Source organism: Paracoccus alkenifer, from assembly GCF_900108405.1.
In the GTDB taxonomy this organism is placed as follows: Bacteria; Pseudomonadota; Alphaproteobacteria; order Rhodobacterales; family Rhodobacteraceae; genus Paracoccus; species Paracoccus alkenifer.
This window is the reverse complement of record NZ_FNXG01000002.1, coordinates 789,190-809,032: the sequence shown is the minus strand read 5'-3', so window position 1 is coordinate 809,032 and position 19,843 is coordinate 789,190. Positions and strand designations below refer to the sequence as shown.

Genomic DNA, 19,843 nt, shown 5'->3' with positions numbered 1-19,843 from the left:
GTTTCTGGAACGCCCGCCAACAAGTGTCAAACCGCGCCGGATATTCTTCACACAACCGACATGAATGCGCGTCCGCACCCCACGCCCCCGCGCCGCGCGCCCGGCGCTTTCATCTTGCCCCAAATATCCTCGGGGGGGTGCGGGGGGCAGACAGCCCCCCGGCTTCGGCCCCCCCAGTAATCCCGCCAGTAATCCCGCCGCTCATCCCGCCACTCATCCCGCCGCGCCCGCGATCCGCGCCAGCGCCGCCAGCGCCAGGGGCCGCGTCACCGCCCGCCCCTCGGCCAGGGCGGTGCGGTCGATCTCGGTCACCACGCGCCGGGCCAGCCCCAGGTCGCGGTCCATGTGCCGCGCCAGCGATTCGACCACCCCCGGCCCGGGCATCAGCTGGCGGTCGGCGAACAGCTTGACCAGCACCGCGGCCAGCAGCGCCTCGTCGGGCGGCTCAAGCCGCACCAGCGCCATCGCCTCCATGCGCGAGGCAAGGTCGGGCAGCGCCAGCCCCCAGCCGCGCGGAGGCGTCCGCGCGGTGACCAGCAGCAGCGTCCGTTGCGCGGCGCACAGGTTCCACAGGTGAAACAGCGCCGCCTCGGCCCCGGCCGCACCCCCGGCGCGATGCGCGTCCTCGACCACCAGCGCGCCGCCGGGCGCGACCAGCGCATCCGCGGTCTCGGGCCGCAGCGCCGAGGCACGGATCCGCTGCGCCCCGTTTTCGGCCGCCCAGAACGCCGCCAGATGCGACTTGCCCGAACCCTCGGGGCCGACCAGCAGCAACCGCCCCTGCGGCCAGTCCTGCGGCCGGTCCAGCAGCGCCAGGGCCTCGGCATTGGCGGGGGCGGGCAGGAAATCCTGCCGCGACAGCGCCGGAGGCGTGCGCAGGTCCAGCGTCAGTTGCCGCGGCAATCCTAAGGCTCCCCGGCCCTGCCGCGCGGCGCGGCGAACCCCGCCCTGCCGCCGGGCAGCCCGGGCCCCTGCGCCTCGGGCGGCTGCGCGCCGACGCGCGCCTCGCGCACGGCCTCGTCATGGGTGCGCTGCTCATGCGCGATGCGGCGGGCGACGGTGCCGTTGGGAACGATCTCGACCAGCGTCGGCTGCGGCGGCGGCAAGGGCTGCTGCGCGCCGGTGTAAAGCGCGCTTTCCTTGTAGCGCTGGACGGTGTGGCGCACGACCACCCCCACGGCGGCGCCCAAAGGCACCGCCACCAGCAGCCCGACAAACCCGAACAGCGTGCCGAACACCGCCAGCGCCAGCATCAGCCAGACCGGATGCAACCCGACATGGCCGCCGATGATCTTGGGTTGCAGGTAATTGCTTTCCAGCATCTGTCCTGCGGCAAATATCCCCGCGACGATCAGGATCCGCGCCGGCTCGTCCCAAAAGGAAAACAGCGCCACTCCGATCGACAGCACGCCCCCCAGCAGCGTGCCCAGATAGGGGATGAAGGACAGCATTGCCGCCGAGACCCCGATCACGATGCCGAACGGCAGCCCCGCCAGCGCCAGCCCCGTCGAATACAGCAGCGCCAGAATCAGGATCACCACCGCCTGCCCGCGCACGAACCCGGAAATACTGTCGTTGATCTGCGAAAACAGGCTGCGCAGCGTGTCCAGATGCGGGCGCGGCAGCAGCGCGTCGATCCGCTCGACCATGCGGTCCCAGTCCAGCAGCATGTAGAACGCCACCACCGGCGCGATCACCACCACCATGACAAAGCCGATCACCCCGTTCAGCGATCCCATCACGCTGCCGACGATGGTGCCCATGCTGCCGGCCACGGTCTCGCGCCCCTTGGCCAGCGCCATGTCCAGAAACCCGCCCGAGGGCAGCAGATCGGGAAATCTTGCCTGCACGACCTCTTGCAGGCGCTGGATCATGTGAGGGGTGGTCTCGACCAGCTGGGTGCCCTGCCGGATCAGCAGCGGCACCAGCCACACCATCGCCGCGGCAAAGGTCAGCACCACCACGGCGGTGATCAGCACCACCGCCAGCGTGCGCGACAATCCCGCGCGTTCCAGCCGGTCGGCCACCGGGTCAAGGAAATAGGCGATGGCCATGCCCAGCAGGAACGGCATGATCGCATTGCCCAGAAACCACAGGACCAGCACCAGCACCAGCGCCGCGGCGCCCCACCAGATGGCCTGCTTGCTGCCGGCAAACCGCATCGCGAACGCTCCCGCCTGGGGCCATCGGCCCCGCCTCATCCCGGGCCAGGCCCGGCGTCGCCCCTGTTTGTCGCGTCCGCCGGCGCGGCGCAAGCGCACCCGGCCCCCGCCTCACGCAAATGCGTCGCCCGCGCCCCGCGACCGTGGCTTCTTTCTGGCCCAAATACCCGCGCCGCAGGCGTCCCGGACCTTGCCCCCCGCCGCAACCGTTGCCCCTTGCGCCGCGATCCGCTAACCCGGCCGTGAACTCGCCCAAAGGTGCTGCCCCATGCGTCTGTCGCGCTATTTCCTGCCCGTCCTCAAAGAAAACCCCGCCGAGGCACAGATCGTCAGCCACCGGCTGATGCTGCGCGCCGGCATGATCAAGCAGCAGGCCGCAGGGATCTATTCCTGGCTGCCGCTGGGGCTCAAGGTGCTGAAGCGCATCGAGCAGATCGTGCACGAGGAACAGGGCCGCGCCGGCCATATCCCGCTGTTGATGCCGACGCTGCAACCCGCGGACCTGTGGCGCGAATCCGGCCGCTACGACGATTACGGCGAAGAGATGCTGCGCATCACCGACCGCCACAAGCGCGACATGCTGTATGGCCCCACCAACGAAGAGATGATCACCGACATCTTCCGCGGCCATGTGAACAGCTACAAGGATCTGCCGCTGACGCTCTATCAGATCCAGTGGAAATTCCGCGACGAGATCCGCCCCCGCTTCGGCGTCATGCGCGGGCGCGAGTTCCTGATGAAGGACGGCTACAACTTCGACCTGACGCGCGAAGACGCGCTGCACGCCTATAACCGCCATCTGGTCAGCTATCTGCGCACCTATGAACGCATGGGGTTGCAGGCGATCCCGATGCGCGCCGACAGCGGCCCCATCGGCGGCGAGGACACGCATGAATTCCTGGTCCTCGCCGAGACCGGCGAATCCGAGGTGTTCTATGACAGCGCCATCACCGAGCTGCGTTTCGGCGACCGCGCCATCGACTATGACGACCCCGCCGCCTGCCGCGCGGTGCTGGATGAATTCACCAGCCGCTACGCCCGCACGGATGAAACCCACGACGAGACGCTGTTCGACCAGATCCCCAAGGACCGCCGTCGCTCTGCCCGCGGCATCGAGGTCGGGCAGATCTTTTATTTCGGCACCAAGTATTCAGAACCGATGGGCGCAACCGTGGTCGGCCCGGACGGGGCGCGGGTGCCCGTTCACATGGGCAGCCACGGCATCGGCGTTTCTCGCCTGCTGGGCGCCATCATCGAGGCCAGCCACGACGATCGCGGCATCATCTGGCCCGAGGGCGTGACCCCGTTCCACGTCGGGCTGGTGAACCTCAAACAGGGCGATGCCTCGACCGACAGCGCCTGCGAGGCGCTGGAACGCGAGCTGCGCGCCCATGGGCTCGAGGTGCTTTACGACGACCGCGACGAGCGCGCGGGGGCGAAATTCGCCACCATGGACCTGATCGGGCTGCCGTGGCGGATCACCGTCGGGCCGCGCGGGCTGGCCTCGAACGTGGTCGAGCTGACCAGCCGCCGCAGCGGCGAATCGGTCGAGCTGCCGCCCGCGCAGGCGGTCGAGCGTCTGGCCGCGATCTATGCCCCGGTGTTCGCGGCAAGCTGGCGCCCCTGACAAGCGCTAGTTTCGCAGCTGTCACCCTGCCCCGCCGATGCGCGCTCGATGCCCCCTCGATGCGCCGTGGGACAAGCTGACAGCTTGCGTTTGCCACGGGATCATGCACCTTGTTTCTGAAAACAGAAGGGGTTGCGAATGTATAAGCATATTCTGATCGCCACCGACGGCTCGGAACTTTCGCTCAAGGGGCTGCGCCAGGGGCTGGGGCTGGCAAAGCTGTCGGGCGCCAAGGTCACGGCGCTGACGGTGATCGAGCCGCTGCGCCCGCAGGTCGCGCAGGCCGCCCAGATGGCCGGAATCGACGATCCTGTCGGCCGCTACGACCTGCAAGTCGATGAAATGATGAAAGAACGTCTGGCCGCCGTGCAGGCCGAGGCCGCCGAGCAAGGCGTGCCCGTCGAGCTGATCCACGAGATCGACGATTCCCCGGCCGAGGCGATCCTGCGCACCGCCAATTTGCAGGGCTGCGACCTGATCGTGATGTCCTCGCACGGGCGGCGCGGGCTGCAAAAGCTGCTGCTGGGCAGCCAGACCTCGGAAGTGCTGGTCAAGACCGCGGTGCCGGTGCTGGTGGTGCGCTAAGCCGCGCGGCCGGCAGGGCAAAGGGGGCGGCGCATGGCCGGGCGGATCGCGGTGATCGGGTCGAACAACGTCGATCTGGTCGCCACCGTGCCCCGGATGCCCGCGCCGGGGGAAACGCTGGCGGGAACCGGGTTTTCCACCGGCTTCGGCGGCAAGGGCGCCAATCAGGCGGTGGCGGCGGCGCGGCTGGGATCGGCGGTGACCATGGTCACGCGTACCGGCGACGACGGTTTCGGACGCGACATGCGCCGCAATCTTCTGGCCGCCGGCATTGATCTGACCCATGTGACCAAGGCGCCGGGGCTGCCGAACGGGGTCGCCTCGATCCTCGTCGATCCGGCGGGCGAAAACACCATCGTCATCGTGGCGGGGGCGAATGCGGCGCTGTCGCCCGCCGACGTGGACCGCGCGGCCCCGGATCTGGCCCGCTGCGACCTGATCCTGCTGCAACTCGAAATCCCGCTGGACACCGTCTATCATACCGTCGCGCTTGCCGCCCGGCTGGGGCTGGGGGTGATCCTGAACCCCGCCCCCGCCGCCCCGGGGCTGGATCTGTCGCGCCTGCGCGGGCTGGCGTGGATCTGTCCCAATGAAACCGAGCTGTCGCAGCTGACCGGGCTGGCGGTCGAGACCCCGGCGCAGATCGAAGCCGCCGCGCGCAGGCTATACGCGCAAGACCTCGGCAATGTGGTGGTCACGCTGGGCGCGCGCGGCGCGGCTCTGGTCACCGCCGCAGGCACGACCGCTATTCCGGCGCTGACGGTTGCCCCGGTCGACACCACCGGCGCGGGCGATGCCTTTGTCGGCGCATTCGCCCATCACCTTGCCGCGGGCAATGCGCCCGAGCGTGCCCTGCGCCTTGCCTCGGCCTATGCGGCGCTGTCGGTCACACGGCCGGGGGCGCAGTCCTCTTACGCCACGCCGGATGAGTTCGCGGCTTTCCTTGCCGCTCAGCCCAGCACCGTCCAGTCCTGATCCCAGCGGTATTCCTGTAGATTCGGCCCCTCGGCGCAGCGGTCCACCACCGCAAACAGCCCCGGATCGGCCAGGGGCGTCAGCACCCCGTGCCACGCGCCCCGCGCAAGGTTGATCCCCTGCCCCGGCGCGGTGACAAACGCCAACGGCCGGCCCGGATGCCCGCCCTCATCCGGCGCCACGATCACCAGAAACGGGTTTTCGGTCATCGGCAGGAACGCCTGACTGCCCAGCGGATGCCGCTCGACCAGCCGAAAGCGATAGGGCAGCCGCACCGATTGCGACCGAAATACCGAGATCCCGGCCCGGCCCTCGACATCGGGCGCGGCGCGGTCGTGCCAGCGCCCGCAGCGGCCCGCGTTGATCAGCCGGTCGGGGTCGCCCGCAGCCTCGATCACCTGCCCCCAGGGGGCGAATGCCTGCGCGGTCAGGGGCGCGGCCCGGATGATGCGGTCGTCTGACATGATTCCTCGCTTATCATTCTTTCGCGAAACGATAAGCTGAATGTTGACGCGGGCGCTGTCCAGCGCCGGCGTTCCTGCCCTATCACGGGAACAGGCAACCAACGGGGGGACCATGGCCGGCTATCTGACCACCCATGTGCTGGACACCGCGCGGGGCCGCCCCGCCGCGGGGCTGCGCATCACGCTATACGCGCTGGAGGGCGAGCGGCGCTGCCTGCGCGAGCTAGTCACCAACGCCGACGGCCGCACCGACGGCCCGATCCTGCCCGAGGCCGAGTTCCGCCCCGGCCGCTACGAGCTGCTGTTCCACGTCGGCGAGTGGCTGGGGGGGCAGGACGACGCCCCCGCGCCGCGGTTCCTGGACGAGGTGCCGATCCGTTTCCTCATGGCCGAGGACGATCACTACCACGTCCCGCTGCTGATCTCGCCCTACGGCTATTCCACCTACAGGGGCAGCTGAGATGGAATGGATCATCCTGCACGACTGGGCGGCCTTTGCGATCCGCTGGCTTCATGTCGTCACCGCCATCGCCTGGATCGGGTCGAGCTTTTATTTCATCGCGCTGGACCTTGGCCTGCGAAAAGCCCCCGGCCTGCCCGACAAGGCGCATGGCGAGGAATGGCAGGTCCACGGCGGCGGGTTTTACCATATCACCAAATACCTGGTGGCGCCCGAACGCCTGCCCGAGCATCTGACCTGGTTCAAATGGGAAAGCTATTCCACTTGGCTGTCGGGGGTGGCGATGCTCATGGTGCTCTACTGGGCGCAGTCCGAGCTTTACCTGATCGACCCGGCCAAGCTGGCGCTGGCGCCCTGGGGTGCGATGCTGATTTCGGCGCTGTCGCTGGCGGGGGGCTGGGTGATCTACGACCAGCTGTGCAAAAGCCGGCTGGGCGAGAACCCCACCACGCTGATGCTGTTGCTGTTCGTGGCTCTGGTCGCGATGGCGTGGGGATATGATCAAGTCTTCACCGGCCGCGCGGCGCTGCTGCATCTGGGCGCCTTTACCGCGACGATCATGACCGCGAATGTGGCGATGATCATCATCCCCAACCAGCGGATCGTGGTCGCCGACCTCAAGGCCGGGCGGACGCCCGACCCACGCTATGGCAAGATCGCCAAGCTGAGGTCAACGCACAACAACTACCTGACCCTGCCGGTGGTGTTTCTGATGCTGTCGAACCACTACCCGCTGGTGTTCGCCAGCCGCTGGAACTGGCTGATCGCAGCGCTGGTGTTCCTGATGGGGGTGACGATCCGGCATTTCTTCAACACCATGCACGCGCGCAAACCCGCGCCGTGGTGGACTTGGGGGGCGACGGCGGCGCTGTTTCTGGCGGCGGTGTTCCTGTCTGCGCAAGGCACCCAGCGGCTCGAAGACGATGCCGCCGCCCTGACCACGGCCGAGGCGCGACTGGTCGGCGACGCGCATTTCGACGAGGTGCGCGACATCGTGCTGGGCCGCTGCTCGATGTGCCACGCGGCGGAACCGGGCTGGCAAGGCATCGCCACCGCGCCGAAACGGGTGGTGCTGGAATCCGACGCCCAGATCGCCCGCCACGCACGCGAGATCTTTCTGCAAGCCGGGCTGACCGACGCCATGCCCCCGGCGAACGTCAGCTTCATGGAGCCGCAGGAACGCGCCATCCTGCGCGCCTGGTTCGACAGCGCCGGCCGCAGCTGATCCGGTGTCGCCGCAGCCGGGGGCTTTCCGCCCCCGGACCCCCGGAGGATATTTGCCCACCAAAGACGCGCGCGACCCTTTTTTCCAGGCTTCGTCTTTGGTGTGAAAATATCCTGGGGGGAGCGCGCAGCGCGGGGGGCAACGCCCCCCTTTACCCCATCGCGAATTTCAGCTCTCGCACGGCAAAATCCATGAACAGGCGCAGCTTGGGGTCTTGCAGGTCGCGGTGCGGGGTCAGCACGCCGAATTCCACGGCGACCGGCGGCGTGTCGGGCAGGATCTCGACCAGCCGGCCATCGCGCAGCGCCGCCGCGACCTCGTAGCGGGGGCGGTTGGCGATGCCGGTTCCGGCCAGCGCCCAGTCGGTCAGCACCTCGCCGTCGTCGGAATCGAACCCGCCCGCCACCGCCAATTTCCGCGGCCCTTCCGGCGTTTGCAGCACCCAGTAATATTCGGGCGAGCGCGGAAACCGCAGCAACAGGCAGTTGTGGCGTTTCAGGTCTTCGGGCGCATCGGGCGTTCCGTGCTGCGCCAGATATTCGGGCGAGGCCACCAGCACCCGCGGGCAATCGGCGATCTTGCGGCGGATCAGCGTCGAATCCTCGGGCTGGCCCAGATAGAATGCCAGGTCGATGGCGTCCTCGACGATGTTCACCACCCGGTCGGACAGGCGCAGCCGCACCTGCACCTCGGGGTTTTCGGCCACAAAGCGCGGCACCAGCGGCGCGATCAGCCGCCGCCCCGCGCCCAGCGGCGCCGATACCCGCATCGCCCCCAGCGGCGTGCCGGAGTGGCTGGCGACGGCTGCCTCGGCCTCGTCCAGCGCCGCCAGAACCTTGCGGGCGTTGTCGTAAAGCACCTGCCCGATCTCGGTCGGGGTCAGGGTTCGGGTGGTTCGGTTCAAAAGCCGCGCGCCAAAGCGGTTTTCCAGGTCGCGGATCCGGGTCGAGGCGGCGGCGGGCGACAGCCGCATGTCGCGCCCGCCCGCGGTGATCGAGCCCAGCTCGACCACCCGCACGAACACCTTGAGGCTTTCCAGATAGGACATTTTCGCCCGCTTTTTCTTGAAATGGCATAAACTGTTCACGCGTGGGGGCGTTTTGTGCAAGCGGGAAAATGCGCCATGCTGGGGCGCAGTGACGAAAGGCGGCTGTTTTACAATGATCCGTTTCCTGCTCAACGATACCGAGATCCGCCTGACCGAGGCCGGGCCGGACGATACGCTGCTGGATTTCCTGCGGCTGGGGCGTCGGCTGACCGGCACCAAGGAGGGCTGCGCCGAGGGCGACTGCGGCGCCTGCACGGTGCTGGTCGGGCGGCTGTCGGGCGACGCGCTGGTCTATGAGCCGGTGAACGCCTGCATCCGGTTCCTTGCGTCCTGCCACCGCTGCCATGTCGTCACCATCGAGCATCTGCGCGGCCAGGACGGCGGCTTGCACCCGATCCAGCGCGCCATGGTCGATCATCACGCCAGCCAGTGCGGTTTCTGCACGCCGGGTTTCGTCATGGCGCTGTATGGGCTGTGGATGGCGAACCCCGACCCGGATGCGGTGCAGATCGAAACCGCATTGCAGGGCAATCTGTGCCGCTGCACCGGCTATGCGCCGATCATCCGGGCGGCGCTGGCGGCGGCGCAGGCGGGCGGGCAGTTGCAGGATTTCCTGACGGTCGAGCGGGACTCGGTGCGCGGGAAACTCTCGGCCATTCCCGCGGGGGCCGAGGTTGCCCGCGGCGACGAGCGCGCCATCCTGCCCGCGGACAGCGACGCGCTGGCGGCGGCGCTGCTGGATCACCCCAAGGCCCATATCGTTGCAGGGGCAACCGATGTCGGGCTGTGGGTGACCAAGCAGATGCGTGCGATTTCCCCCGCCATCTTCATCGGCCATCTGCTGAAAGACATCGAGATCACCGCAGACGAGATCCGCATCGGCGCCGGCGTCACCTATTCCGAGTTCCTGCCGGTGGTCCGCGAGCATCTGCCGCAGGCTCAGGATTACATCCAGCGCATCGGCGGCTGGCAGGTGCGCAACGCCGGCACCATCGGCGGCAATATCGCCAACGGCTCGCCCATCGGGGAAACCCCGCCGCTGCTGATCGCGCTGGGGGCGCGGATCGTCCTGCGCCGGGGGGACGCGCGGCGCGAACTGCCGCTTGAGGATTTCTTTATCGAATACGGGCGGCAGGACCGGGCCGAGGGCGAGTTTCTGGAAACCGTGGTAATCCCCCGGCCGGGCGAGGCGCTGGTTGCGGCCTATAAGGTGTCGAAACGGCAGGCGTCGGATATTTCAGCGGTGGCGGCGGGGTTCTGCATCCGGGTGGACGGCGGGGTGATCGCTGACGCCCGCGTGGCCTTTGGCGGCATGGCGGGCACGCCTTTGCGCGCGCGGGCGGCGGAATCGGCGCTGATCGGCCAGCCCTTTGCCGCCGCCAGTTTCGAGGCTGCGGCCGCCGCCGTGCAGGGCGATTTTGCGCCTCTGTCCGATTTCCGCGCCACCGCCGATTACCGCCGCATGGTGGCGGGCAATCTGTTTCGGCGTTTCTGGCTGGAACATGGCAGCGGCGACATTCCCGTCCGGCTGGACCGGGCAGTGGGGGGCTGAGCATGAAACACGAAACCCTGAGCGCCCGACCCGCCGACACGCCGCATGAATCGGCGCAGCGGCATGTGACGGGCACCGCCGATTATACCGACGATCTGGCGCTGCCGCAGGGCGCGCTGCACGCCTATCTGGGGCTGTCCTCGGTCGCGCATGGGCGCATCCTGTCGATGGAGCTGTCGGCGGTGCGCGCAGCGCCCGGCGTGATCGACGTGCTGACCGCCGAGGACATCCCCGGCCGCAACGACGTCAGCCCGATCGGGGCCGGCGACGACCCGATCCTTGCGCGCGGCGAGGTGCATTTCCACGGCCAGCCGGTGTTTGCCGTGATCGCCGAGACCCGCGATCAGGCCCGCCGCGCGGCGGTGCTGGCGCGGATCGAATACGAGGCTCTGCCCCATGCGCTGGACCCGCTGGCGGCGCTGGAATCGGGGGGCGATCTGGTGGTGCCGGGCATGACCCTGCGCCGGGGCGATGCCGCTGCCGGTCTGGGCGCCGCGCCCCGGCGGCTGGACGGGCGTTTTACCATCGGCGGGCAGGACCATTTCTATCTTGAGGGCCAGATCGCGCTGGCGATCCCGAACGAAGAGGAAATGGCCGTCTTTACCTCGACCCAGCACCCGACCGAGGTGCAGCACATGGTTGCCCATGCGCTGGACGTGCCGGCCAATGCGGTGGTGGTGAACGTGCGCCGGATGGGGGGCGGTTTCGGCGGCAAGGAAACCCAGATGAACCTGTTCTGCTGCGTCGCCGCCATCGCCGCGCGCAAGTGGAACCGGGCGGTCAAGCTGCGCCCCGACCGCGACGACGACATGATCGCCACCGGCAAGCGCCATGATTTCGTGGTGGATTACAGCGTCGGCTTTGACGACTCGGGCCGTATCCTTGCGGTGACGGGCGACTGGTATGCGCGCTGCGGGTTTTCGGCCGATCTCAGCATGGCGGTGACCGACCGGGCGCTGTTTCACGCCGACAACGCCTATTTCTACCCCGATGTGGAACTGCGCTCGTATCCGTTGCGCACCAACACCGTGTCGAACACCGCCTTTCGCGGATTTGGCGGCCCGCAGGGGGTGATCGTCGCGGAACGCATCATCGAGGAAATCGCCTATGCCACCGGGCAGGACACGCTGACGGTCCGCCGCGCGAATCTTTACCAGAACGGCCAGCCCACCCCCTATCACCAGCCGGTCGAGGACATGATCCTGCCGCGCATCTTCGACGAACTGGAATCCTCTTGCGACTATGCCGCCCGCCAGCAGGCGGTGCTGGATTTCAACGCGCGGATGGATGGCGCCGGCAGCCCGATCCGCCGCGGCATCGCGATGACTCCGGTCAAGTTCGGCATCAGCTTTACCGCCACGCATTTCAATCAGGCGGGCGCGCTGGTCCACATCTACACCGACGGCTCGATCCAGCTGAACCACGGCGGCTGCGAGATGGGACAGGGCCTGCACACCAAGATCGCGCAGGTGGTGGCCGAGGCGTTTCAGGTCGGGCTGGAGCGCATCCGGGTGACGAAAACCACCACGGAAAAAGTGCCCAATACCTCGGCCACGGCGGCGTCCTCGGGGACTGATCTCAACGGCATGGCGGCGCTGGATGCGGCCAATCAGATCAAGGCGCGGCTGGTCGATTTCCTGTGCAAGGCCAAGGATGCCACCCCCGAGGAAATCCGTTTCATCCCCGATCACATCGTGGTCCGCGACGAAACCATCCCCTTTTCCCAAGCGGTGCAGATGGCCTATATGGCCCGAGTGCAGCTGTCGGCGGCGGGGTTCTATGCGACGCCGAAAATCCACTGGAACCGCGCGCAAGGCTCGGGGCGGCCGTTCTATTATTTCGCCTATGGCGCCGCCTGCGCCGAGGTTTCGGTCGACACGCTGACCGGGGAATATGTGATCGAGCGCGCGGATGTGCTGCATGACGTGGGCCGATCGCTCAACCCCGCCATCGACATCGGCCAGATCGAGGGCGGTTTCGTGCAAGGCGCCGGCTGGCTGACCAGCGAAGAATTGTGGTGGGATGATGCGGGGCGGCTGCGCACCCACGCGCCCTCGACCTACAAGATCCCGCTGGCGTCCGACCGGCCCAAGGTCTTCAACGTGGCGCTTGCCGATTGGTCGGTGAACCGCGAGCCGACGATTCGGCGGTCCAAGGCGGTGGGCGAGCCCCCCTTCATGCTGGGGATTTCGGTGTTCGAGGCGATCGGCCATGCCGTGGCCTCGCTGGCAGATTACCGTGAATGCCCACGGCTGGACGCGCCCGCGACGCCGGAACGGGTGCTGATGGCGGCCGAACGGCTGCGCGGCGGGGCGCTGGGGCTGCGGGACCGATGATCCGCGTCCGCATCACACGCGCCCGCGGCTCGACCCCGCGCGAATTGGGCGCCGAGATGCTGGTCGGCCCCGACCGGACGCTGGGCAGCATCGGCGGCGGGCAGCTGGAATATCTGGCCATCGACCGCGCCCGGCAGATGCTGCGGCGAAACGAGGCGCTGGCGGTGATGGATATCCCGCTGGGCCCGGAAATCGGCCAATGCTGTGGCGGGCGGGTGGAACTGACGCTGGACCGCGAACCCGCCAGCCCGCCCGCGCCCCGGACTGCGGTGCTGATCTTTGGCGCCGGCCATGTCGGCCGGGCGCTCGCGCGCGCCATGCTGCCGCTGCCGGTGTCGGTGCGGCTGATCGACCCCCGCGCGGCGGAACTGGCGCTGGCGCCCGGCATCCCGCAGACCCTTACCCCCCTGCCCGAGGCCGAGGTCCGCCGCGCGCCCGAAGGCGCCGCCCATGTCATCGTCACCCACGACCACGCGCTGGATTTCCTGATCGCGGCCGAGGCGCTGGCAAGGGGCGATGCCGCCTATGTCGGCATGATCGGCAGCGCCACAAAACGCGCCACCTTCGCCCGTTTCGCCCGCACCCGCGGCATCGACTCGGGCGGCTTGACCTGCCCCATCGGCGCAGGCATCCATGACAAGCGCCCCGAGGTGATCGCCGCCTTTACCGCCACCGAGATCATGGCCCGGCTGCTGGCCACCGCCTCTGCCCCGACCCCCGGCCCCGCCCCTGCGCCCGCCTGAAGGAACCCCGATGAAAACCCTGATCCGCGGCCGCGTGCTGAGCTTTTACGCCGATCCCGCCGAGACCGACGACAACCATCGTTTCTGGGACAACGGCGCGATTCTGGTGCAGGACGGGCGTATCCTTGCGGTCGGGGATTACGCCGACATCGCGGACCCGCAGGCGCAGGAAATCGACCACCGCCCGCATATCGTCATGGCGGGCTTCATCGACCCGCATCTTCATTTCCCGCAGGTGCAGGTGGTCGCCGCCTGGGCGGCCGAGCTGCTGGACTGGCTGAACGACCATACCTTTCCGATCGAGGCGCAGTATCGCGACCCCGACCACGCCGCCCGCATGGCCGGGGCGTTTCTGGACCAGCTGATCCGGAACGGCACCACCACCGCCTGCGCATTCGGCTCGGTCCACAAGGCCAGTGCCGAGGCGCTGTTCGCGGCCGCCGAATCCCGCGGCATGGCGCTGCTGGCCGGCAAGGTGATGATGGACCGCAACGCGCCTGACGCAGTGCTGGACGATGCGCAATCGTCCTATGACGACAGCCGCGCGCTGATCGAACGCTGGCACGGGCGCGGGCGGCTGGAATACGCGATCACCCCGCGATTTGCGATCACCTCGACCCCCGAACAGCTGCGCGCGGCGGGCCAGCTTGCCGCCGAAAACCCCGGCATGGCGGTCCAGACCCATCTGAGCGAGAACCGCGCCGAGATCGAGCTGACCATGCAGCTTTACCCCGAGGTGCGCGATTATCTGGACATCTACGACCACTTTGGCCTGCTGGGGCCGCGCAGCCTGATGGGGCATTCGATCCACCTGAGCGACCGCGAAACCGCCCGCATGGCCGAGACCGGCACTCGGGCGATCCACTGCCCGACCTCGAACCTGTTTCTCGGCTCGGGGCTGTTTGACGACCACGCCATGCGCGCGGCGGGGGTGGTCACGGGCGTTGCCACCGACATCGGCGGCGGCACCAGCTGGTCGATGCTGGCGACGCTGGCCGAGGCTTACAAGATCGCGCAGCTGCGCGGGCGGCGGATGCACCCGCTGGCGGCGTTTCACTGGGCCACCCGCGGCAACGCCATCGCGCTGGGGATGGAGGACCGCATCGGCAGCGTCCAGCCGGGGCGCTTTGCCGATCTGGTGGTGCTGGACCCGTGCGCGACCGCAGCCATGCGGCTGCGCCATGACAAGGTGGACAGCCTGATGCAGGAGCTGTTCATCCTGCAAGTGATGGGCGACGACCGCGCGGTGGTGGAAACCTATGTCGCGGGGCGGGCGCAGAAATCCCCGCAGGCCGCGGAATGATCCGCATCGCTGGACGTCGCGTCACCTGACTGGCAAAAGGGCGGGATCACCAACCCCATTCCAGCCCCGCCGCCACAAGGACGCCGCCATGACCGACACCGCCATTCAACACCCGTCCTTTCGCGATTCCGTCGACCAGATGTTCACCCGCGCCGCGCGGCTGCTGGACCTCGGGCCCGGGCTGGAGGAAAAGATCCGGGTCTGCAACTCGACCTATGTGGTGCGATTCGGCGTGCGGCTGCGCGGGCAGATCCACACCTTTACCGGCTATCGCTCGGTCCATTCCGAACATCACGAACCGGTCAAGGGCGGCATCCGCTATGCCCCCAACGTCGATCAGGACGAGGTCGAGGCATTGGCCGCGCTGATGAGCTATAAATGCTCGCTGGTGGATCTGCCCTTTGGCGGCGCCAAGGGCGGGCTGTCGATCGACCCGCGCGAATGGGATGCGGACGAGCTGGAAAAGATCACCCGCCGCTTTACCTATGAGCTGTCGCGCCGCCGCCTGATCTCGCCCAGCCAGAACGTGCCGGCCCCCGACATGGGCACGGGCGAACGCGAAATGGCGTGGATGGCCGACGCCTATAAACGCCTGCACCCCGAGGACATCGACGCCCGCGCCTGCGTGACCGGCAAGCCGCTGGGGCTGGGCGGCATCGCCGGCCGGGTCGAGGCCACCGGCCGCGGCGTCCAATACGCGCTGCGCGAGCTGTTCCGCACCCCCGAGGTGCTGGCAAGCGCCGGGCTGTCGGGCAGTCTGGACGGGCAGCGCATCGTCATGCAGGGGCTGGGCAACGTGGGCTTTCACGCCGCGCATTTCCTGTCGACCGAGGACGGCGCCCGTATCATCGCGGTCTCGGAACGCGACGGCGCGGTGTCCAACCCCGACGGGCTGGACATTGCAAGCTTGCGCGAGCATCTGCGCGAAACCGGCGGCGTGCGCGGCTTTGCCGGCGGCGAATACATCGCCGATTCCGCCGCGGCGCTGGCGCTTGACTGCGACATCCTGATCCCCGCCGCGATGGAGGGTGCGATCCACGAAGCCAACGCCGGGCAGATCAGGGCGAAACTGGTGCTCGAGGCCGCGAACGGCCCCACCACCGCCGGCGCCGACCGGATGCTGCGCGAACGCGGGGTGGTGATCGTCCCCGATCTTTATGCCAACGCGGGCGGCGTGACGGTCAGCTATTTCGAATGGGTCAAGAACCTGCAACAGATCAGCTTTGGCCGGCTGGAGCGCCGGCTGGAAGAACACCGCCACCAGATGCTGGTCGAGGAACTCGAACGCCTGTCCGCCGACCGCGGCCTTGGCTGGTCGCTGTCCGAGGGCTTCAAGCAGAAATACCTGCGCGGCGCTGGGGAACTCGAACTGGTGCGCTCGGGGCTTGACGACACCATGCGGGCGGCGTTCCAGCAGATGGTCGCGGTGCAGGCGGACGACAGCCGCATCCCCGACCTGCGCACCGCCGCCTATATGGTCGCGATCCGCCGCATCGCGGCCAGCTACGACGCGCTGGGGCTGTAACGCCCCTTTTGCGTCACCGCCGCAAGCGGGGGTTTTCCACCCCCGCACCCCCGGAGGATATTTGGGACCGCCCGAACTCCTGCACGATTCGGGCGGTCCAAAATATCCTCGGGGGGAGTCGCCGCAGGCGACGGGGGGCAGACAGCCCCCCTGCTGCGCTGAGGTCTTCGCGACGCCGGCTTGCGTCTGCCGCCGCTGACGCTATATTGACACGCAACGCTCGTTGGGGCGCCCCGCGCGGGGCTGAGATGTGCCAGGCACAGCACCCATCGAACCTGATCCGGGTCATGCCGGCGAAGGGAACGGGCTGCGCGCATCCAGACAAGCGCCATCCCCCCGTCTCGTCCGCGCTGACCCCTGCATGGGGGAAGACGATTTGGGCAAGCAGACGGCCATTGCGCTGACCATCGCCGGGTCCGACAGCGGCGGCGGCGCAGGTATCCAGGCCGACCTGAAAAGCTTTTCGGCGCTAGGCGTTTATGGCGCCAGCGTGCTGACCGCGATCACCGCGCAGAACACCCGCGCGGTCACGCTGGTCGAGCCGGTATCGCCAACCATGATCCGCGCCCAGATCGACGCGGTGCTGGACGATCTTGCCGTTGGCGCGGTCAAGATCGGGATGCTGGGCACCGCCGAGGCGACCGTGGCCGTGGCCGAGGCTCTGTCGGGCCGCGATCTGCCCATCGTGCTGGACCCGGTGATGATCGCCAAATCCGGCGACCGGCTGATCCGGGACGACGCCATCGCCGCGTTGCGCGAGTTGCTGCTGCCCCGCGCGACCGTCCTGACCCCCAACCTGCCCGAGGCCGCCCGCCTGCTGGGCCGCATGGTGGCGTCCGACCCCACCGAGGCCGAGGCGCAGGGCCGCGCCCTTGCCGCGCTGGGTGCCGATTGGGTGCTGATGAAGGGCGGCCATGCGGCGGGCGACGACTGCACCGACCTGCTGGTGGGGGCCGAGCGCCACGAATTCACCGCGCCCCGTATCGCGACGAAAAACACCCACGGCACCGGCTGCACGTTGTCCTCGGCCATCGCTGCCGGGCTGGCGCAGGGGCTGGCGGTGCCCGCGGCCGTTGCTCGGGCGCATGACTGGCTGCACGGCGCGATCCTTGCCGCCGACCGGCTGGACGTCGGCTCGGGGCATGGCCCGGTGCATCATTTTCACCAATGGTGGCCGGAATGAGCGGCTTTACGATCCTTGGCGCCGGGGTGCTGGGGCTTTGCGTCGCGACCGAGCTGGCCGGGCGCGGCCATGCGGTGACGCTGGTCGACCCCGCGCTTGGCCCCGGCACGCAGGGCTGTTCCTGGTGGGCGGGCGGGATGCTCGCGCCCTGGTGCGAATTCGAGAATGCCGAGGAACCGGTGCTGCGCCACGGCCAGCCCGCCATCGACTGGTGGGACCGCAACGCCGGCGGCGTGACGCGCAAGGGCACTTTGGTGCTGGCGCTGGGGCGCGACCGCGCGGAACTCGACCGCTTTGCCCGCCGCACCCATGGTTTCGACGAGATCGGCGGCAACCGGCTGGCGGAACTGGAGCCCGACCTTGCCGGCCGCTTTGACCGCGGGCTGTTCTTTGCCGCCGAGGCGCATCTGGACCCCCGCACGGCGATGGCGGGTCTGCAATCGCGCCTGTCCGAACGCGGCATCGCCATTGCCGCCGAACCGCCCGAAACCCCGGGCCAGATCGTCGATTGTCGCGGCCTCGCCGCCCGCGACATCCTGCCCGAGCTGCGCGGCGTGCGGGGCGAGATGCTGGTGCTGCGCTGCCCCGACGTGGCGCTGACCCGCACCGTGCGGCTGCTGCATCCGCGGGTGCCGATCTATCTGGTGCCCCGCGGCGACGGCATCTTCATGCTGGGCGCGACCATGATCGAAAGCGACCGGCGCGGGGTGGTGACGGCGCGCTCGGTGCTGGAACTGCTCAGCGCCGCCTATGCGCTGCACCCCGGCTTTGGCGAGGCCGAAATCATCGAGCTGGGCGCCGACGCGCGCCCGGCATTTCCCGACAACCTGCCCCGGATCGGGCGTGCGGCGGACGGAAGGCTGTATGCCAACGGCCTCTACCGCCACGGCTATCTGCTGGCCCCCGCGGTGGCCATGCAGCTGGCCGACCACATCGCTACGGGCAACAAACCGGAGTTCTGGCATGAAACTGACGATCAACGGTGAGCGGCGCGAACTGGACGCCGCGACGGTGGCCGAGGCGCTGGCGGCGCTGGACATGGGCGACGCCAGGGTGGCGACCGCGCTGAACGGCGATTTCGTCCCCGTCTCGGCGCGTGCAGACACGGCGCTGTCGCCCGGCGACGCGCTGGAAATCGTCGCGCCGATGCAGGGGGGCTGAGATGCCGGTTTTCTACGGCAAGCACATCGCCTCGCCCCTGATGCTGGGCACGGCGCAATACCCCAGCCCGGCAATCCTCGCGGATGCCTTCCGGGCCTCAAACGCGGGTATTGCCACCGTATCCTTGCGGCGCGAGGCCGGCGGCGGACAGGATTTCCTGCGCCTGATCGAGGGCTTGGGCGCCGCGATCCTGCCCAACACCGCCGGCTGCCACAGCGTCAAAGAGGCCGTGACCACCGCGCAGATGGCCCGCGAATTGCTGGGCACCGACTGGATCAAGCTCGAGGTGATCGGCCATTCCGACCTGCTGTCGCCCGACGTGTTTGCGCTGGTCGAGGCGGCGGCAGAACTGACCGCCCAAGGCTTCAAGGTCTTCCCCTATTGCACCGAGGATCTGTCGGTCGCCGAGCGCCTGCTGCGGGCGGGCTGCGAGGTGCTGATGCCCTGGGGCGCGCCCATCGGCTCGGGGCTTGGGCTGAACAACCCGCACGGGCTGCGGGCGCTGCGCGCGGCCTTTCCCGAGGTGCCGCTGGTGGTCGACGCCGGCATCGGTCGCCCCAGCCATGCGGCCAGCGCGATGGAGCTGGGCTATGACGCAGTGCTGCTGAATACCGCCGTCGCCAAGGCCGGCGACCCTGTGGCGATGGCGCGCGCCATGGCGCAGGCGGCGGATGCCGGCCGCGCAGCATATCTCGCCGACCCGATCGAGCCGCGCGAGATGGCCGCCCCCTCGACCCCCGTCATCGGCAAGGCGTTCCTGCAATGAGTAATCTTCTGTCTGGAAATATCCCGGGGTCCGGGGCAGAGCCCCGGTCCGGCAGCGAGCAGCGCCTCACCCTGCCCCGCTTTTATCCGATCTTCGAGTCCGCCGACTGGGTGGAACGGGCGCTGGCGGTCGGGGTGCGCATGGTGCAGCTGCGCATCAAGGACCGCCCCGCCCCCGCGCTGCGCGCCGAGATTACCCGCGCCCGCGATCTGTGTCGCGCCTCGGGCGCCATTCTGGTCGTCAACGACCATTGGCGGCTGGCGATCGAGCTGGGCTGCGACTGGCTGCATTTGGGGCAAGAGGATCTGGACGCGGCCGATCTGGACGCGATCCGGGCGGCGGGGCTGAAGCTTGGCGTCTCGACCCATGACGGGGCGGAACTGGACCGCGCGCTGGCGGTCCAACCCGATTATGTGGCGCTGGGGCCGGTCTGGCCGACGATTCTGAAAAAGATGCCCTGGGCGCCGCAGGGGCTGGACCGCGTCGCCGACTGGAAGACCCGCGTGGGCGCGCTGCCGCTGGTCGCCATCGGCGGGCTGACCCCGGACCGCGGCCGCGCGGCGCTGGATGCGGGCGCCGATGTGGTTGCGGCGGTCACCGACATCACCCTGCACCAGAACCCCGAGGCGCGGATGCGGGAATGGCTGGAGGTGGTCGGATGAGCAGGCCCGAAAGCTTCGCCGCCGCGACCGGGGGTTTCACACCCCCGGACCCCCGTGGGATATTTG

Annotated in this window: 19 protein-coding genes and 1 riboswitch; of the genes, 15 read left to right on the top strand and 4 right to left on the bottom strand. The window is 68.7% G+C overall.

All coding sequences use genetic code 11. The features are described 5' to 3' along the window. Positions 1 to 213: 213 nt before the first annotated feature. Together BLW83_RS08030 and BLW83_RS08025 are read right to left on the bottom strand one after the other, a co-directional pair. Positions 214 to 903: a P-loop NTPase family protein gene (locus tag BLW83_RS08030; RefSeq protein WP_090847288.1), complete on the bottom strand. Its 690-nt coding sequence runs from the start codon at positions 901 to 903 to the stop codon at positions 214 to 216. 2 nt (positions 904 to 905) lie between these two features. After that, the gene (locus tag BLW83_RS08025) at positions 906 to 2,162 is read right to left on the bottom strand and encodes an AI-2E family transporter (RefSeq protein WP_090847286.1); all 1,257 of its coding nucleotides are present in this window, start codon (positions 2,160 to 2,162) and stop codon (positions 906 to 908) included. Between the two features lie 268 nt (positions 2,163 to 2,430). Between BLW83_RS08025 and proS the strand changes: the two genes are divergently transcribed. The 3 genes from proS to rbsK all read left to right on the top strand — a co-directional run bounded on the left by proS (position 2,431) and on the right by rbsK (position 5,349). Further along, on the top strand, positions 2,431 to 3,789 hold the full coding sequence (gene proS / locus BLW83_RS08020; RefSeq protein WP_090847284.1) for a proline--tRNA ligase: 1,359 nt from the start codon (positions 2,431 to 2,433) through the stop codon (positions 3,787 to 3,789). A 138-nt stretch (positions 3,790 to 3,927) separates the two neighbouring features. Then, complete coding sequence (locus BLW83_RS08015; protein WP_090847282.1) at positions 3,928 to 4,374, top strand: universal stress protein; 447 nt, start codon at positions 3,928 to 3,930, stop codon at positions 4,372 to 4,374. A 33-nt stretch (positions 4,375 to 4,407) separates the two neighbouring features. Continuing rightward, positions 4,408 to 5,349 (top strand): ribokinase, encoded by a 942-nt coding sequence (rbsK, locus tag BLW83_RS08010; protein WP_090847280.1) that lies wholly within the window; start codon positions 4,408 to 4,410, stop codon positions 5,347 to 5,349. Here rbsK and BLW83_RS08005 read toward each other — a convergent pair. Further along, positions 5,325 to 5,813, bottom strand: a complete 489-nt coding sequence (locus tag BLW83_RS08005; protein ID WP_090847278.1) for an ureidoglycolate lyase — start codon at positions 5,811 to 5,813, stop codon at positions 5,325 to 5,327. The genes rbsK and BLW83_RS08005 overlap by 25 nt on opposite strands. Positions 5,814 to 5,925: 112 nt before the next feature. Here BLW83_RS08005 and uraH point away from each other — a divergent pair, with 112 nt between their 5' ends. Together uraH and BLW83_RS07995 are read left to right on the top strand one after the other, a co-directional pair. Beyond that, the gene (uraH, locus tag BLW83_RS08000; RefSeq protein WP_090847276.1) at positions 5,926 to 6,273 is read left to right on the top strand and encodes a hydroxyisourate hydrolase; all 348 of its coding nucleotides are present in this window, start codon (positions 5,926 to 5,928) and stop codon (positions 6,271 to 6,273) included. Between the two features lies 1 nt (position 6,274). Next, positions 6,275 to 7,498 (top strand): urate hydroxylase PuuD, encoded by a 1,224-nt coding sequence (locus BLW83_RS07995; RefSeq protein ID WP_090847274.1) that lies wholly within the window; start codon positions 6,275 to 6,277, stop codon positions 7,496 to 7,498. Positions 7,499 to 7,649: 151 nt separating this feature from the next. Here the strand turns inward: BLW83_RS07995 and BLW83_RS07990 are convergent, their stop codons facing one another. Further along, entirely contained in the window at positions 7,650 to 8,546 is an 897-nt protein-coding gene (locus tag BLW83_RS07990) for a LysR family transcriptional regulator (protein ID WP_090847272.1), read from the bottom strand. Between the two features lie 112 nt (positions 8,547 to 8,658). Here BLW83_RS07990 and xdhA point away from each other — a divergent pair, with 112 nt between their 5' ends. The 10 genes from xdhA to BLW83_RS07940 all read left to right on the top strand — a co-directional run bounded on the left by xdhA (position 8,659) and on the right by BLW83_RS07940 (position 19,777). After that, the gene (gene xdhA / locus BLW83_RS07985) at positions 8,659 to 10,098 is read left to right on the top strand and encodes a xanthine dehydrogenase small subunit (RefSeq protein WP_090847270.1); all 1,440 of its coding nucleotides are present in this window, start codon (positions 8,659 to 8,661) and stop codon (positions 10,096 to 10,098) included. A 2-nt stretch (positions 10,099 to 10,100) separates the two neighbouring features. Next, positions 10,101 to 12,434 (top strand): xanthine dehydrogenase molybdopterin binding subunit, encoded by a 2,334-nt coding sequence (gene xdhB, locus BLW83_RS07980; protein ID WP_090847268.1) that lies wholly within the window; start codon positions 10,101 to 10,103, stop codon positions 12,432 to 12,434. Beyond that, a complete protein-coding gene (xdhC, locus tag BLW83_RS07975; RefSeq protein ID WP_090847266.1) occupies positions 12,431 to 13,177 on the top strand; it encodes a xanthine dehydrogenase accessory protein XdhC in 747 nt (248 codons plus the stop codon). The genes xdhB and xdhC overlap by 4 nt, the downstream gene beginning before the upstream one ends. 10 nt (positions 13,178 to 13,187) lie before the next feature. Continuing rightward, a complete protein-coding gene (gene guaD / locus BLW83_RS07970) occupies positions 13,188 to 14,480 on the top strand; it encodes a guanine deaminase (protein WP_090847265.1) in 1,293 nt (430 codons plus the stop codon). Positions 14,481 to 14,568: 88 nt separating this feature from the next. After that, positions 14,569 to 16,005, top strand: coding sequence for a Glu/Leu/Phe/Val family dehydrogenase (locus BLW83_RS07965; RefSeq protein WP_245728680.1), 1,437 nt, complete (start codon positions 14,569 to 14,571; stop codon positions 16,003 to 16,005). Between the two features lie 214 nt (positions 16,006 to 16,219). Next, positions 16,220 to 16,324, top strand: a riboswitch (TPP riboswitch). A gap of 42 nt (positions 16,325 to 16,366) precedes the next feature. Beyond that, the gene (gene thiD, locus BLW83_RS07960; protein WP_090847263.1) at positions 16,367 to 17,188 is read left to right on the top strand and encodes a bifunctional hydroxymethylpyrimidine kinase/phosphomethylpyrimidine kinase; all 822 of its coding nucleotides are present in this window, start codon (positions 16,367 to 16,369) and stop codon (positions 17,186 to 17,188) included. Continuing rightward, entirely contained in the window at positions 17,185 to 18,174 is a 990-nt protein-coding gene (locus BLW83_RS07955; protein WP_090847261.1) for an FAD-dependent oxidoreductase, read from the top strand. The genes thiD and BLW83_RS07955 overlap by 4 nt, the downstream gene beginning before the upstream one ends. After that, the gene (gene thiS / locus BLW83_RS07950) at positions 18,152 to 18,349 is read left to right on the top strand and encodes a sulfur carrier protein ThiS (RefSeq protein WP_090847259.1); all 198 of its coding nucleotides are present in this window, start codon (positions 18,152 to 18,154) and stop codon (positions 18,347 to 18,349) included. Before BLW83_RS07955 ends, thiS begins: the two co-directional genes overlap by 23 nt. A gap of 1 nt (position 18,350) precedes the next feature. Next, complete coding sequence (locus BLW83_RS07945; protein ID WP_090847257.1) at positions 18,351 to 19,115, top strand: thiazole synthase; 765 nt, start codon at positions 18,351 to 18,353, stop codon at positions 19,113 to 19,115. After that, on the top strand, positions 19,112 to 19,777 hold the full coding sequence (locus BLW83_RS07940) for a thiamine phosphate synthase (protein WP_090847255.1): 666 nt from the start codon (positions 19,112 to 19,114) through the stop codon (positions 19,775 to 19,777). The genes BLW83_RS07945 and BLW83_RS07940 overlap by 4 nt, the downstream gene beginning before the upstream one ends. The last annotated feature ends 66 nt before the right edge of the window (positions 19,778 to 19,843 follow it).

Coding starts and splice junctions, on each gene's coding strand:
- xdhB (WP_090847268.1), top strand. CDS start 10,101: ATGAAACACGAAACCCTGAGCGCCCGACCCGCCGACACGCCGCATGAA.
- thiD (WP_090847263.1), top strand. CDS start 16,367: ATGGGGGAAGACGATTTGGGCAAGCAGACGGCCATTGCGCTGACCATC.
- uraH (WP_090847276.1), top strand. CDS start 5,926: ATGGCCGGCTATCTGACCACCCATGTGCTGGACACCGCGCGGGGCCGC.
- rbsK (WP_090847280.1), top strand. CDS start 4,408: ATGGCCGGGCGGATCGCGGTGATCGGGTCGAACAACGTCGATCTGGTC.
- BLW83_RS07955 (WP_090847261.1), top strand. CDS start 17,185: ATGAGCGGCTTTACGATCCTTGGCGCCGGGGTGCTGGGGCTTTGCGTC.
- BLW83_RS07990 (WP_090847272.1), bottom strand. CDS start 8,546: ATGTCCTATCTGGAAAGCCTCAAGGTGTTCGTGCGGGTGGTCGAGCTG.
- BLW83_RS07965 (WP_245728680.1), top strand. CDS start 14,569: ATGACCGACACCGCCATTCAACACCCGTCCTTTCGCGATTCCGTCGAC.
- xdhC (WP_090847266.1), top strand. CDS start 12,431: ATGATCCGCGTCCGCATCACACGCGCCCGCGGCTCGACCCCGCGCGAA.
- BLW83_RS07940 (WP_090847255.1), top strand. CDS start 19,112: ATGAGTAATCTTCTGTCTGGAAATATCCCGGGGTCCGGGGCAGAGCCC.
- BLW83_RS08015 (WP_090847282.1), top strand. CDS start 3,928: ATGTATAAGCATATTCTGATCGCCACCGACGGCTCGGAACTTTCGCTC.
- BLW83_RS07945 (WP_090847257.1), top strand. CDS start 18,351: ATGCCGGTTTTCTACGGCAAGCACATCGCCTCGCCCCTGATGCTGGGC.
- proS (WP_090847284.1), top strand. CDS start 2,431: ATGCGTCTGTCGCGCTATTTCCTGCCCGTCCTCAAAGAAAACCCCGCC.
- BLW83_RS07995 (WP_090847274.1), top strand. CDS start 6,275: ATGGAATGGATCATCCTGCACGACTGGGCGGCCTTTGCGATCCGCTGG.
- xdhA (WP_090847270.1), top strand. CDS start 8,659: ATGATCCGTTTCCTGCTCAACGATACCGAGATCCGCCTGACCGAGGCC.
- guaD (WP_090847265.1), top strand. CDS start 13,188: ATGAAAACCCTGATCCGCGGCCGCGTGCTGAGCTTTTACGCCGATCCC.
- BLW83_RS08025 (WP_090847286.1), bottom strand. CDS start 2,162: ATGCGGTTTGCCGGCAGCAAGCAGGCCATCTGGTGGGGCGCCGCGGCG.
- BLW83_RS08005 (WP_090847278.1), bottom strand. CDS start 5,813: ATGTCAGACGACCGCATCATCCGGGCCGCGCCCCTGACCGCGCAGGCA.
- thiS (WP_090847259.1), top strand. CDS start 18,152: ATGAAACTGACGATCAACGGTGAGCGGCGCGAACTGGACGCCGCGACG.